This is a genomic window from Paenibacillus sp. 2TAB23 (genome assembly GCF_052115165.1).
Taxonomy (GTDB): Bacteria; Bacillota; Bacilli; order Paenibacillales; family Paenibacillaceae; genus Pristimantibacillus.
In genome coordinates this window covers 15,049-29,207 of sequence record NZ_JBFRGD010000030.1, presented here as the reverse complement: position 1 = coordinate 29,207, position 14,159 = coordinate 15,049, and the positions used below count along the sequence as shown (strand labels likewise).

At 49.9% G+C, this 14,159-nt stretch carries 10 protein-coding genes; 7 read left to right on the top strand and 3 right to left on the bottom strand.

Annotated elements, in window-relative coordinates:
• Nucleotides 1-79: 79 nt before the first annotated feature.
• Nucleotides 80-1,789, top strand: coding sequence for a methyl-accepting chemotaxis protein (locus tag AB4Z29_RS28755; protein WP_441946387.1), 1,710 nt, complete (start codon nt 80-82; stop codon nt 1,787-1,789).
• Between the two features lie 78 nt (nt 1,790-1,867).
• On the opposite strand, the gene AB4Z29_RS28750 is transcribed toward AB4Z29_RS28755, so the two are convergent.
• On the bottom strand, nt 1,868-2,860 hold the full coding sequence (locus AB4Z29_RS28750; protein WP_441946386.1) for a lipoate--protein ligase: 993 nt from the start codon (nt 2,858-2,860) through the stop codon (nt 1,868-1,870).
• 172 nt (nt 2,861-3,032) lie between these two features.
• On the opposite strand from AB4Z29_RS28750, the gene AB4Z29_RS28745 reads away from it, so the two are divergent.
• Nucleotides 3,033-3,596: an NUDIX domain-containing protein gene (locus AB4Z29_RS28745; protein WP_441946385.1), complete on the top strand. Its 564-nt coding sequence runs from the start codon at nt 3,033-3,035 to the stop codon at nt 3,594-3,596.
• A gap of 259 nt (nt 3,597-3,855) precedes the next feature.
• On the opposite strand, the gene AB4Z29_RS28740 is transcribed toward AB4Z29_RS28745, so the two are convergent.
• Nucleotides 3,856-5,166: an ArsB/NhaD family transporter gene (locus tag AB4Z29_RS28740; RefSeq protein ID WP_441946422.1), complete on the bottom strand. Its 1,311-nt coding sequence runs from the start codon at nt 5,164-5,166 to the stop codon at nt 3,856-3,858.
• 370 nt (nt 5,167-5,536) lie between these two features.
• On the bottom strand, nt 5,537-8,878 hold the full coding sequence (locus AB4Z29_RS28735; protein WP_441946384.1) for a DEAD/DEAH box helicase: 3,342 nt from the start codon (nt 8,876-8,878) through the stop codon (nt 5,537-5,539).
• A 226-nt stretch (nt 8,879-9,104) separates the two neighbouring features.
• On the opposite strand from AB4Z29_RS28735, the gene AB4Z29_RS28730 reads away from it, so the two are divergent.
• The 5 genes from AB4Z29_RS28730 to AB4Z29_RS28710 all read left to right on the top strand — a co-directional run bounded on the left by AB4Z29_RS28730 (nt 9,105) and on the right by AB4Z29_RS28710 (nt 14,158).
• The gene (locus AB4Z29_RS28730; protein ID WP_441946383.1) at nt 9,105-10,082 is read left to right on the top strand and encodes an aldo/keto reductase; all 978 of its coding nucleotides are present in this window, start codon (nt 9,105-9,107) and stop codon (nt 10,080-10,082) included.
• Between the two features lie 69 nt (nt 10,083-10,151).
• Nucleotides 10,152-10,895, top strand: a complete 744-nt coding sequence (gene map, locus AB4Z29_RS28725; RefSeq protein WP_441946381.1) for a type I methionyl aminopeptidase — start codon at nt 10,152-10,154, stop codon at nt 10,893-10,895.
• A 259-nt stretch (nt 10,896-11,154) separates the two neighbouring features.
• Nucleotides 11,155-12,741, top strand: a complete 1,587-nt coding sequence (locus AB4Z29_RS28720) for a spore germination protein (RefSeq protein ID WP_441946380.1) — start codon at nt 11,155-11,157, stop codon at nt 12,739-12,741.
• 6 nt (nt 12,742-12,747) lie between these two features.
• The gene (locus tag AB4Z29_RS28715; RefSeq protein WP_441946379.1) at nt 12,748-13,893 is read left to right on the top strand and encodes a Ger(x)C family spore germination protein; all 1,146 of its coding nucleotides are present in this window, start codon (nt 12,748-12,750) and stop codon (nt 13,891-13,893) included.
• 22 nt (nt 13,894-13,915) lie between these two features.
• A complete protein-coding gene (locus AB4Z29_RS28710; RefSeq protein WP_441946378.1) occupies nt 13,916-14,158 on the top strand; it encodes a hypothetical protein in 243 nt (80 codons plus the stop codon).
• Nucleotide 14,159 lies beyond the last annotated feature (1 nt).

The following is a 14,159-nucleotide window of genomic DNA, read 5'->3' as shown; positions in this document are numbered from 1 at the left end:
CTGCCGGCGGCAGTTCCTTTATTTAAACCTATTTCTCCGCATCCATAATGTCCCGGCAGGGAATCGAAGGAGAACAGCGATGATTAAATTAAACGTGTGGAGCAAATGGAGGTTTACGATAGCCAAAAAGATTTATGGCGGTTTTTTAGTTGCGATTGTGTTCATCCTGCTCTTGTTAAGCTTTATCTTTTATAATCTGAAAAGCTTGAACGCTTCTTATACGGAGCTCATTGACCGTAATGTGGCCGTGCTCGTTCATATGGAAGCGATTCAGCTTAACGCGGTCCAGCTTAACAGCAGCTTTAGCAGCTATGTGCTGAATCGAAACAAGGACGCGCTGGCGGAAGTAGACGTCTCCAGCGCGGATATTGTCAGCCGGGCGGGAGCTGCGCTCGGATTGCTTCAGAACGAGGAGGATATCGAAAAGCTGAACGCTCTTCTGGGCTGGAATGCGCAGTATATGGAGCGAATCAAAGAATTTAGCGGCGTTGAAACGGCGAAATCGAGTTCTTATGCCAATACCCGCATATTCCCGCTCGCTAAGCTAATTCGCACGAATGCAGCAATGCTGGCATCCAAGCAAGAAACCCTTATGGCCTCGGAGGTTGCGGCTAACGACAAGGAGGTTAAGCGAACGAATACCTCGATGCTTGTTGGCAGCATGATTCTGATTGCCGCAACGATGCTGCTCGGCACCTTGCTGTCGAGAAATATTTCAAATCCGATCAAACGTTTGTCGAGCATGGCAGCAGCCGTTGCTGGCGGTGATTTGCGCAGCACCCCCCTTCATATTCGGAATAAGGATGAAATTGGTTCATTAGCGAGCTCATTCACGGGAATGAGAGCGGGATTGCAAGCGATGATCGAGAAAGTGAACGCAGCCGCCTATCAGTTAGCGACAAGCTCCGAAGAGCTTCGGGAAGGCGCAAGGCAAACTTCATCGGCGACCCAATATATCGTAGAATCGATTCAGCAGGTTGCCTCCTCGGCAGAACAGCAGCAGCAAGGAACAACGGCTATTTCTCGGTCGATGGATGATATCGTGAATGCGATCGGTATGATCACAGCTTCGGTTGGCATCATATCGGAAACGTCTGAGCAAGCCATTCAAATTGTAGACGGAGGCTGCTCATTTATGGAGCATACTAGCCGTGATATGGGGAGCATTGACCAGATTGTCGATGATACGTCGTTGTTCATGAATGAGCTGGGAGAGAGCGTGCAGCAGATCGAGAAGATCGTAACGCTTATATCCACGATAGCCGGGCAGACGAATCTGCTTGCGTTGAACGCAACCATTGAAGCTGCTAGAGCAGGAGAACACGGTCAAGGCTTTGCGGTTGTTGCCCAAGAGGTGAGGCAGTTGGCGGTTCAGTCGGCGGATGCATCGAAACGGGTTACGAACGCGCTTGGAGCTGTACGCGATCATACGCTTCGTGCCGTGACGATGATGGACAAGGGCAAAGGCGAAGTGAAAAAAGGTATGCGTTCAGTAGCGGAGACGAGCAGGCAGTTCCAGCTGATACGCAGCTCGGTAGAGGAAGTAGCGAATCAAATGCAAGGGATTTCCATTTCATCCGAGCAAATATCGGCGGGCTCGAAGCAGATAGCGAGCTCTACGACATCGAGTGCGAAGCAGGCGCATGAAGCATCGGCATTGACGCAAAGCGTATCGGCCGCAACGGAAGAGCAGCTTGCTTACATGGAAGAAATGACTGCGTCGGCGATTGCCTTGCATGCCGTTGCAAGCGATTTGCAGGGTCATGTCTCTAAGTTCAGAATGGAATAGCAGGAAATCATGGATTCTGTCAGATCGAAACGCAGCAACCCCCGAGCCAAGCGGCTCGGGGGTTGTTTGACGTCATGGTTAAATAAGCAAGCCGAGCCAGTCTTCTTCGGTTATAGGCCCGAAGTAGAATGGGAGATCCAAGGCTGCGGTGAGCTGCTTCAAAGCGGCAGCCTCGTACCGCGTACCGATCAGCTTCTCGGCAGCCTCAGCGCTTTCGCCGCGTCCGAAGAAATCACCGTAGATGGCGGCGCCAACGATCAACCCCTCTTCAACCTGGAGCCTGACATCGAAAGTACCGGCGCCTTCGATTCGTTTCTTCTGCTGGACGTTGAATGCGGGAGAGCGGCCGTAATTCCATTCCCAGCTGCGATAGCGCTCATCTGCAAGCTTCCTTACCTTTTCCCAATCGTCGTCCGAGAGCTCATAGAAGGGGATGTCTTGCGATTGCTCGAAGATGGATTGCAGGAGCTTTTGCCGGAATTGTTCAATAGTCAGCGGCTCATGCAGAAATTCTACAATATTGGCAACGCGGCTGCGAATGGATTTGGTTGATTTGGAAACATACTTCTCTGCGTTGACCTTAAGCGCGGATACGACATTCTCGATCTCGGAATCAAAGAGCAGCGTACCATGGCTGAACATTTTTCCTTTGGTAGAAAACTGCGCATTTCCGGAAATTTTCCGTTCGCCGACCTGCAGATCATTGCGGCCTGTCATAGCGGCATCGACGCCAAGCTCCTGAAGCGCCCGGACGACTGGCTCGGTGAACTTCTTAAAGTTATGGAAGGACTTGCCGTCATCCTTCATAATGAAGCTGAAATTCAAGTTGCCTAAATCATGATAAACGGCACCGCCTCCGGAGAGTCTGCGGACGACGTGAAGCTTGTTTGCCTCTACGTATTCCGCGTTGATTTCTTCGACTGTGTTTTGGTTTTTGCCAATAATAATGGACGGCTCATTGATGTAGAAAAGAAGGTAATCGTCATGGTCTGGCAGGGAACGCAAAATGTATTCTTCCAGTGCCAAGTTCATGGCAGGATCGGTTATGCCGTTGTTGCTAACAAAACGCATAGGTATATTCCTCCAATGTGAAAGCTCTTAAAGGCATTATACCTGCTTGCGGAGCTTATATTCAAACGTGGAGGATAAACCGGTGCTCTTCGATTAGCAATGCGATGTCGTACTATGCAGCAGCCCAAATAATTCGTATAATCTGATGAGACTGAAGCTGGAGCTAGAGGTGATGCAGATGGATGCTAAGTTTTGCATGGCATGCGGCCATGAGCTGGAAACTAGAGATGTGGACGGAACGATGAGAAGAGCGTGTACGAGCTGCAGCTTTGTCCATTGGGGCAATTACAGCATTGGCGTTGGCGCGCTTGTGGTCAAGGATGACAAAATTTTGCTCGTTCGCAGGGCACAGGAGCCTGGTAAAGGAAAATGGACCAACCCCGGCGGCTATATTGAGCAGATGGAAGCCATACAGGACACGATACAAAGAGAGGTGCTCGAAGAATGCGGCGTGCACGCTATTGTCAAAAACGTCGTGGCACTGCGTGATCAGCCGCGGAGCATCCATAATCTATACGTAGCATTTGAAATGGAATATGTGAGCGGAGAGCCCGTTCCTGACCAAGTAGAGGTTGATGCGGCAGGGTTTTTCACGCTGCAGGAGCTGGAGTCTATGGATGTAGCCAGTTTTACGCAGTGGCTCGTTGACGTTGCCTTTCATGGTCGCTCGGAAGGGCTTAGGGTGGATCATTCTCCTGTCGTGCACTTAGCAGGCTATGGATTGTTCCGAGTTTAGAATCGTAACGGCTATAAGGGGAGGCCTTTCAGACGAAAGGCCTCTTTGTTTAACGATAAGACTTTATATGTTTCACGCGATAAAGTATTCTTCTGTTTCTACGAGAAACGGATACCCTCTCTTGCAGAGGACGGCGAAGCCGTTTCTTCTTGTTATATAAGCACATTTATATGTTTTCACATATAAATGTGCTTATATATATCCGCGAAACGACTGCTTTTGCCACAGAGGACGGCGAGTGCCGTTTACGCTTGTTCAGCTAGAAGATCCAATATACCCAATAAGACAAGACGATCAGCGTGAATACGACGGTAATGGGGATGACGAATGCTGTTATTTTTATATATTGGCCCCAACTAATAGGAACGCCGCCTCTGCGTACGATATGCATCCACATCAAGGTTGCCAGTGTGCCGATCGGCAGAAGAAGCGAGCCCATATCACTGCCGATTACGCTAGCCAAATAGGATATTTTCAACGTCAATGGGTCTAGCCCCATGTTCATCAAGGTGATTGTTCCAACCATTAAAGCAGGGTGATTGTTAAATAGGTTGGAGAGTACGCTGAGCAGCCCTCCCATCAGGACGCTTGCATGCATCGGATCGCCGGAAACGAGTGGCTGCATGACATGGATGAGCCAATCCGTTAAGCCGATATTGCGCAGGCCGTAAATGATGACATACATCCCGAAAGCAAATACAAGTATATACCAAGGTGTTTTTCTAATCATGTCTGCCGGTGAGATTTTCAAATAGATCCATCGCCAGCCGAGCAGTAGGGATGATCCGATTACAGCAGTCGCTGCAACCGAGAAATGGAAATAGGATGCGATGAATAGGCTTATCCGAACGCAGAATACGAAGATGAGAATATTGCGCATAAAGCGATTGCGGTTATCGGGGGCAGGCGTATGCTGGAGCGGATGGCTGCCCGGCAAGAGGCTCCATCTGGCGACAGGCGGCAGCTTTCTTGGGAGCACGCGGTAGAAGGCGGCAAATAAAAGGAGCGTTAGCAGGACAAGTCCGAGCGAGGCGGGTACAAACATCATGGCCGTGTGCATGTAGAGATCCATGTGGACGATCTTTAAGGCGATTAAATTCACGATATTGCTAACGCCGATCGGTGCGCTGGAAGCTGTGGCAATTAATGCGCCGGATAGCAGGTAAGGGATTTTTTGCTTGTTCTTAAGTCCCATGTTTTGCAGCAGAAGGAGCAGGATCGGTGTGGTAATGAGGATGCTTCCGTCATTGTTGACGAAGAGTGTCATTAGAAAACAGAACAAGTTGGTCAGCCAAAATAACCGAATGCCGGAGCCGCGAGCTTTCTTAGTGAGCAGCTCTGCTGCCCAATTGAAGAATCCGAAGCTCTCCAGAACGATAGCCATGACGATGGTGGCGATAATAGTGACGGCGGCACCGCCAATCGTTCCCGTAATTTCCCCGAGATCTTGGAGCGATACACTGCCGCTTAGGAGAACAATGAACGCGCCGATCGTGGCTGGAATGGCTTCATTGACCTGGGGGCGCCAAAAGAGGAAGCTAACCGTGAATAAAAACGCGCAGATGGTCATTACGATTGATAAATCATGCATGTTTTAACCTCTTTTCAAGGATAGAGCTTTTTTATATTCAAACAGCAGCACTCCTTTTCTTAAATTAGCTTAAGGCTTCTGGATGATACGCAAGCCTTAAAAAATCTAGCATCTCCTTTCTTTCATTATTTAATAGATCTATGTATTGAAAGTATACGTACGAGATAGAGCATACGTACTGGTCAATATCCCTATCTCTATTAAAATCTGCTAGTATCAATTGAAGACATATGCCCTCTAGTGATAAGTAACGACAATGGATATTTGCCTGCATAAAAGCCTCCGAACGGCAAACGTTCGGAGGCTTTATATTGTTTCATATAGATGCGTGCTATGTGGCCAGGCACGCTTATTGAATCATCAGAATTTCGCGAATTTCTTGCTCGCTTAACGAAGAGATGGCCTCCTGGCCAGGCTGAATGACCTCGTCGATCAAATGCTTCTTTTTTTGCTGCAGCTCGTACATCTTGTCCTCGACCGTACCCTGCGCCACGAGCCGGATAACCTGCACGACGTTTTTTTGGCCTATTCGGTGTGCGCGGTCTGCGGCTTGCTGTTCAACAGCCGGATTCCACCAAAGATCATAGAGGATGACCGTGTCTGCTCCAGTGAGGTTGAGTCCCGTCCCCCCGGCCTTCAAGGAAAGCAGGAAGAGATCGCGTTCGCCGTTGTTGAACCGATTGCAGAGCTCGACACGCTCCGAAGCCTTCGTCTGCCCGTCCAAGTAGAAGTAACTCACCCCTCTGTAGCCAAGCTCGCGACTGATCAAGCCGAGCATTTCGGTAAACTGGGAGAAGATGAGCAGGCGTTTGCCTGCGCTTTGGCATTCCTCGATAATATCGAGCAGCTGCTCGAATTTAGCTGAGCTTCCTTCATAGCCGTCCACGAACAAAGCAGGGTGGCAGCAGAGCTGGCGCAGCCTCGTAATGCCCGCCAGTATCCGAATCCGGTTTTTCTGAAAGCCTTCCTCGTTCAGATGCTTTACGGTTTCCTGCTGCAGCTTGGCTAGGAAGCCGACATACAGCTGCTTCTGCTCCGGCAGCAGCTCGGAGGCCTGTATGGACTCGATTTTGTCCGGCAGCTCCTGCAGCACGTCGCTCTTCAGCCGGCGAAGCAGGAAGGGGCGGACCCGCCTAGCCACGCTCTCCCGAGTAAGCTCGTTGAACGCCTGCCTGCTCGGAAACAGCTCAGGAAATACGGCGCCAAAAATAGACCACAGCTCCTCAAGCGAATTTTCGATAGGCGTCCCCGTTAAAGCGAATCGGTATCCGGCGTCGATGGACTTTACCGCCCCGGCGGTTTGAGTCGTATGGTTTTTGAAATACTGCGCCTCGTCCATGATAAGCGTATGAAAGCTCTGTTTCATGTATTGGGTGAGATCCCGCCTTAGCAAAGGATAAGAGGTGATGATGACATCCGCCTCCATGCTGCCGCTTAGTACGCCGCTGCGCTGCGTTTTGGTTCCGTCCGCGATGACGGCGCGAATCTCGGGCGCAAATTTTTTGAGTTCATTCAGCCAATTGTAGACGAGTGACGCGGGTGAAACGATTAAAGCAGGCTGCTCCCGATTACGGATCTCAGGCAGCACGGATACGATGAAGGCGATGGCCTGTACCGTTTTGCCAAGGCCCATATCGTCAGCGAGAATACCGCCGAACCGATAATGGGCAAGGGTCTTCATCCACTGGAAGCCGAATGCCTGATAGTCGCGAAGCACAGGCACAAGGCTGCTTGGAACCGGAAAATCAAGATTATCCGGGTTTCGCATATTTTCCAGGAGCTGGCGGAACGCTTTGCCGAGCTTGATGGCTTTGCCATTTTCATGCGAATCGATAAGATGCAGGCCGCGAACGGCAGGAACGCGAAATTCAGCGCCTACAATATCGCCTTTGCTTAATCCGACGTCATTCAAGAAACGGATAATCTCTTGGAACTCAGCGCCTTCAAGCGGCAGCAATGCCCCATCCGGCAGCCGGTGGTATTTTCGTTTGACCTCAAGGGACTTCAGCAGATTCCGGATTTCAGATTCGGGAATGCCGTCCATATTGAATTTGAATTCGAGCCAGTCGGTACGCTCACCCACATTTACCGTTATCTTAGGCGGCGCATGCTTGGTCACAATTCGAACCTTGACGGCGGAGGTGGCATACACGGTGAGAAGTCTCTCAAGCTGCGGCACGACATGGTAAAGAAACTCATATTCAGAGTCCTCTTCCTCCATGAAATAGCCGGCTTCAGTCTTGGCAAACGGCACGAGCTCCATCAGCTCCAGTATTTGCCGTTCCTGATCTCCATTTCGCATGAGTATGCGATCGGATCCGCGTTTTTTGTCGCTGCCCTCCAGCGGATTGATGACAATGTCGCCGTATTGGAATTCCAGACCTGCAACAAGTCGATCTCTAATTCGGTCCAAATACAGATTCGCTCTCAGCTGCGTTTGCAGGACACGGTCCGAGATGGCTTCCGCGATCTGGACACTGCCGAGCTTCATCAGACCAGGAATGACCTTCTCCATGAAGGGCTCCATTTGCTCAGGCGCAATAGCAATGCTGGGCCTCCGCGTGTTATCGACCAGCTGCTTTAGCTCGGCAAGCCGCTTGGCTGAGTCTGCTGACAGCTGAAGCAGCTTGCCATCGGAAATAATAAGCTCATATTCCTCCATCATAATGATCTTATCGAGCCCAAGAATCTGCAGCTGATAACCGTCACTAGGCGCTTGATCGAATGAAAAATGAAGCGGGACAGCTTCATCGCTGAGCGAGATGCCGCTATACGTTTGGCTTCCAGCTTGTAAGAGAACAGCAGGTGCCTCTTGCAGCAAAGGAAGCAGGCTGCTCCAGCTTAATGGCGGAATGAGCAGCATCCTCTCGCCGCCGGAAGGAGCCTCCGCTTGGTAGAACCGATTGGAAGACTGACGGAAAATCATCTCATGGCGATAGATTTGGTAAAGCTGCCTTAAAACAGCGTCATTTTCCCTCTCAAAGCGGTGTATGGCCGGATCGTACGTGAAATGCTTGGAGAAAACGAACGGCTCCCGCCGATCAACCTTCTCTAGAAATTCGCGTAACCGCTGTACGATATACAATCGTTTCGGTCCTATCTTCAGCTCGATGCCGAACATGAACTTTCGGTAGCCGTAGGGATGGAGCTTGATCGTGAGCTCGACCTCAAGCGCTGCCCGCGCGTCCAGTATCGAACGATTGGTGCTTGAGCGCTGCACGCGACTGTCGAATAAGCCCAATAGGCTGCTCGCTAATCGGGTATCCGCGGTCTGCAGTCCAGCATGTTTCGCATAGCGCGGCTCGATATGCGATAACGGGCTATCCTCTGCAGCGTCATCGTCGTAAGGCCTGTCCTCCGGATGCAGGAGAGAAGGATAAACCTTTGTTGGCCGGTCGTTTAGCTCCTGAAGCTCATGGATTTGAAGGAGCGCTGCGGCTATATGCTTGCAATATTTGTCATAGGTGCTGAAGGCGAGGCAGGTGCATACGGCGTCGACATCCAGGGCGCGATCAATCTCGATCGTAACGTCGTAACGCTTTTTCCCCTGCACGATGGCCGAATAACTGCCAGTTATCGGATCAGAGTCCTTAATCGTAACCTTGCCGTCTTGGAAATAGGCTTCTCCTCGTTCGTAAAAGGCTTCGCCGCATAGTAATTTAATGATCCGCAGGGACAATTGTGCGTGCATAATGCCATTCCTTTCGGGAAACGGAAACGTGTGTTCCGATTCATTTATTGCTCTTATCATAGCAGAATTTATGTGCGGGGTCACAATCCAAAAGGTAGAAGCCGAAGCTGCTTCCGAAGGCGGTACTGAAATAAAAGGCAAACAAAGCTATAATAAAGAAATTAGGTCATATATGAATGATTAATCATTAATCATTAATCATTAATCATTAAAGGAGCTGAATGTCATGAAATACCGCCGTCTTGGCCATAGCGGGCTTAAAGTATCCGCGCTTGGATTAGGCACGAACGCTTTCGGTAAGCGCGCCGACCGTGAAGCTTCCGAGCAAATCATCCATTACGCGATCGATAACGGCATTAATTTCGTGGATACGGCCAATATTTATGCAGGCTCGGAATCAGAGAAAATAATCGGGAACGCGCTGCAGGGACGAAGACATGATGTGGTGCTTGCGACCAAGGCCGGGTTGGTTCGGGGAGCTGGAGTGAATGAGAGAGGATCGTCTCGCTATCATTTGATGGCCGAGCTGGAAGGCAGCTTGAAGCGTCTGAAAACCGATTATGTGGATCTTTATCAAATCCATACCTTCGATCCGGAAACTCCGCTTGAGGAGACAATGCGGACGCTGGAGGATATGGTTCGCTCGGGTAAGGTACGCTACATTGGCGCTTCGAATTATATGGCGTGGGAGCTGATGAAGGCGCTAGGCATTAGCGACCGGCTTGGTCTGAATCGGTTCGCGGCTACTCAGGCAAGCTACTCCTTGGCTGATCGCACGCCGGAGCAGGAGCTCATCCCCATGTGTTTGGACCAAGGCGTTAGTATCATTCCTTATTTCCCGCTCGCAGGCGGCATTCTGTCAGGCAAGTACAGCGCTGCGGATATGGTGCCGCAAGGTTCGCGGGCAGAGACTGATCCAAGCTTTCAAAGGTTCATAAGCGATAGAACGATGGCATTAAGCGTGGACGTAGCGACGCTTGCTTCGCAAATGGATGTAACATCAAGCAGCCTCTCCCTTTCATGGCTTATGCATCAGCCCGTCGTGTCCTCCGTTATCGTTGGTGCGACGAAGGTTGAGCAGCTCAAAGCGAACTTAACGAGCGTGAGCTTGGAGCTGTCAGGCGAGATGCTGGGGGAGCTGGATGCAGCTAGCCGTTCCTTCCGCCATGGCGAGCCTTTCGCGATTTATAGACTGCCCGTGTAAGCAGCTATGACCTTATGCAGTTGAATGCAATGTACATCGAAGCAAGGAAAAAAGGATGGAGGCAGACGAATGACGGTAGGTTCTCAGAAGGATATAGATGGGCTCAAAGAGATTGGGAGAATCGTTGCGTTAACATTGAAAGAAATGAAGAGTTGCACGAAGGCGGGCATGACGACGAAGGAGCTTGATGAGCTTGGCGGGCGTATTCTGTCAAGCCATGGCGCGGTTTCCGCACCTCACAAAACGTTTCAGTTCCCCGGCCAAACATGTATAAGCGTCAATGATGAGGTTGCACATGGCATTCCCGGTTCGCGGGTGCTAAAGCCGGGCGATTTGATTAATATCGATGTCTGCGCGGAGAAAGACGGCTTTGTAGCTGATACGGGGCACTCCTTCCAAATCGCACCGTTCAGCGAGCCGGTTACTAGGCTATGTCGATATACGCATTACACGATGATGAAGGTTATTTCTTCGCTTACGCATGGCGTGAGAATCAATGAAATCGGCAAGCTGATTCAGCAGGAAGCAAAGCAGGGCGGATATAAGGTCATTAACGATTTATGCAGCCATGGCGTAGGCAGAGCGGTACATGAATGGCCGCAAATACCGCCGACGTACAACAAGCATGATAAACGGATGCTGAAGGAAGGCTTAGTTATTACGATTGAGCCGTTTCTATCGACGGGAGCGGATTATGTTGTCGAGCAGCAGGATGGCTGGACTCTCCGCACGCCGGATAGAAGCTTTGCCGCTCAGCATGAGCATACCATTATCATTACGAAGGATAAGCCGATTATTCTGACGGTGGCATAGCGTATGAAGCGGAGGGAGCTATCTCTTGAGTCGGGTTTATTAGAATTTCAGTTCCCGCTTATTAAGGAATATATGGGCTTGAAAAGAACCGTTAGCTCCACCTTTGTAGTGGTGTTGACGGTTTTTTTGCGTTTTTACCGGATTGGCAGACTCTAGTCTACTCCCTTGCGTCAGCTCCTTTTTCATATCGAAGGCTTATTTTGTATACCGCACAGTTGGAGGGGAATAATGGAACTAATCGAATTAAGGTGGTTTCATCATGACGAACAGTTCCTCGGGACAAACCCAAGCCGGTTCGACAGAATCAAGCGGTACGGTTAAGACCAGCGCGGATCAACCGGCAACCAAACCGAAAAAAGCGATATCCGAACAGCTGCAGCATAATTTGGCGTTTTTAGAAACGATATTTTCCAACAGCTCAGATATTGTAGTTAGAAATTGGAATTATGGTCCTGAGCTCAAATATACGGCATGCTCGGTTTATTACGATTCTCTCGTGCAAGAAGATACGGTTAATTATATGAAAATTTCGCTCCAGGATCTCGTGACACATGAGATTGGTCCGGGCATGGACGTTACACCGCAGGATATAAAAGCATTTTTTGAGCATGACGGGGTATCAGCCAAAAAAGCAGCGGTTTGCAATGATTTGGACATTCTCGTAGACGAAATATCCAATGGCCGCCTCGTTATTTTATTCGATCAATGGGATAAGGCGCTTAGCTTCAAGGCGGAATCTGTTGAGACGCGGCAGGTTAATGAATCCGTCAATGAATCCGTCGTACAAGGACCTAGGGAAAGTACGGTAGAAAACCTACAGAAAAACTTGGGCTTGCTGCGACTTCGCCTCAAGTCGCCTAAGTTCAAGCTGGAAATGCTTACAGCCGGAGGCGAGACCAAAACGACAATCGTCTACGGTTATATTGAGGGTAGAGTCGATGGTGAATTGCTGGCCGAGTTTAAAAAAAGAATAGAGCAGGTCAAGGAGGTTGAGGTGCTCGAATCTGCCTATATCGAGCAGTTAATCGAGGACTCCACGTATTCCCCTTTTCCGCAGCACCGATACACGGAACGGACGGATATGGCAGTAGCAGGACTGTTGGACGGGAAAATTGCGGTGCTTACCCAAGGTACTGGCGGCATTCTATTGTGCCCGGGCTTATTTACTGAATTTTTTCAGTCGAGCGAGGATTACTATCAGCGAACGTTGATATCGACGCTGATTCGATGGCTGCGCATCGTTGCTTTCGTCATCGCCCTAACGCTGCCGAGTATATACATAGCGCTCTCAACCTTTCATCCAGAGCTGATCCCGACCGTACTGCTGCTGGCAATCCTCAATGCGCGTGAGGGCATACCGCTGCCCGCTTTTTTCGAAGCGCTGCTGATGGAGTTTTTTTTCGAGCTGATGAGGGAAGCTGGCGTTAGGCTGCCTCGGCCGGTAGGGTCGGCTGTCAGCATAGTCGGGGCGCTAGTCATAGGGGATGCCGCGATCAGCGCAGGTATTGCATCTCCGATTATGGTTATTGTCGTCGCCCTGACCGGAATCGCGTCCTTCGCAATTCCGCAGTATAATATTGCGATTTCGCTGCGGATTCTGCGGTTTCCGTTAATGGTAAGCGCAGCTATTCTAGGCGGCTTTGGCATGATGATCTGTTTGATCTTCATCCTGCTGCATCTGTGCAAGCTGCGTACGCTCGGTCAGCCGTATCTTGCTCCGTTTGCTCCGTTCCGGCTGACAGAGCTCAGGGATGTCATTATGAGAGCGTCGCTCAAGACGCTGCTGCGCTCTCCGCGTGATCTCCATAAGCAAAAACTGCTAATTAACGGAAAAAATGAGGAATGAGCCTGGATGAAGAAATGGATGCTACGTCTCTTTGTACTCTGCAGTCTGCTGCCGCTCTCCGGCTGCTGGAGCAAATTTGAACTGACCGAGCGAGGCTTTGTGATGGGTGTTGCGCTGGATCAAGGCGAGAACGGGGATATTGAAATTTTGACGCAAATTTATCGGCCTTCATCCGCGCAGACGATCTCTTCTGCCACAACGAACGCCTCGAGCATTAATATTAAGACTAACGATCAATCGGTAATGGAAGCCATTCGCGACATTCCCATCCACCTCGGCAGGAAGGCGCAATGGAGCCATCTCCGTGTCATTATTATTGGAGAGAAGTTGGCAAGATCGAATAATCTGGGTCATTTGCTCGATTTGTTTTATCGGGACCATGAGCCGAGAGGCAGCATATCGCTAATGATTGCTAAGGGAAATGCCGGCAAGCTGTTTATGAAAAAGCCGTTAATCGAACAGACTACAGCACAGCAATTTTTGCGAACGAAGGAATCCTCGTATATTACTTCGGCCAAAACGATTGACAATACGCTGCTGGATTTGATGCTTCAGCTAAGGGGAGCAAGCGGCGACGCCATGGTTGCCTATGTGTATGAAGATAAGGATGCCAAAGACATTTTCTCGGCAGCCGGCCTTGCACTTCTGAAGAAAGGGAAATTGAAGGTTGTGATTCCTGCCTCTAAGGTAGAAGGATTGCTTATGCTCCGCAATGATTATCGTTCCGGCGTAATCGAGGTGAAGTGCCCAGGTGGAAATGGCGAGAACGAAACGGCTGAGATTCTCTCGCTCCAAGCAAAGACGAAACCGATATTCAAGGGTGAGCAAATTTCCGTGAACACCGAGATACAAGCCGACATTGCAATTGGAGAGCTCAAATGCACGAATATTAACACCTATGGCATGGAACAACAATTCGTTAAAAAGGTAGAGGATGAAATATTAAAGCAGCTGAACAGCACGATTAAGTTCCTGCAATCCAACCAGATGGACGTCATTGGCATAGCGGACAAAATCTATCGTGCGAATCCTCGGAAATGGGAGCAGCTGAAAGAAGGCTGGGATGAACGGTTTTCCGAAATTACCTTTAACATAAAGTTGAAGCTACGGCTTGTAACGAGCGGGACGATATCCAGTAAGCCCGCGGGCTAAGCCAAGGAGATGAGAAGTGTTCATGGCAGAGCGGATTATGGTGTTGATGGCTGCATTTGGCGGCATACTGCTGTACGACTGGCTGACCGTGAAAAAAATGACGAAGCGTGAGAAGACGCTGTATGCCGTGCTTTGCTTCATTTGCCTTTACATGGGCGTGGATTATGCAATGAACAAGGATTGGTTTGACTTTATGGATTTAATGATGCCTATATTCGGTGATATGGCAAAGGCGATAGACGATTACCTAAATGTGAATGCCTAGA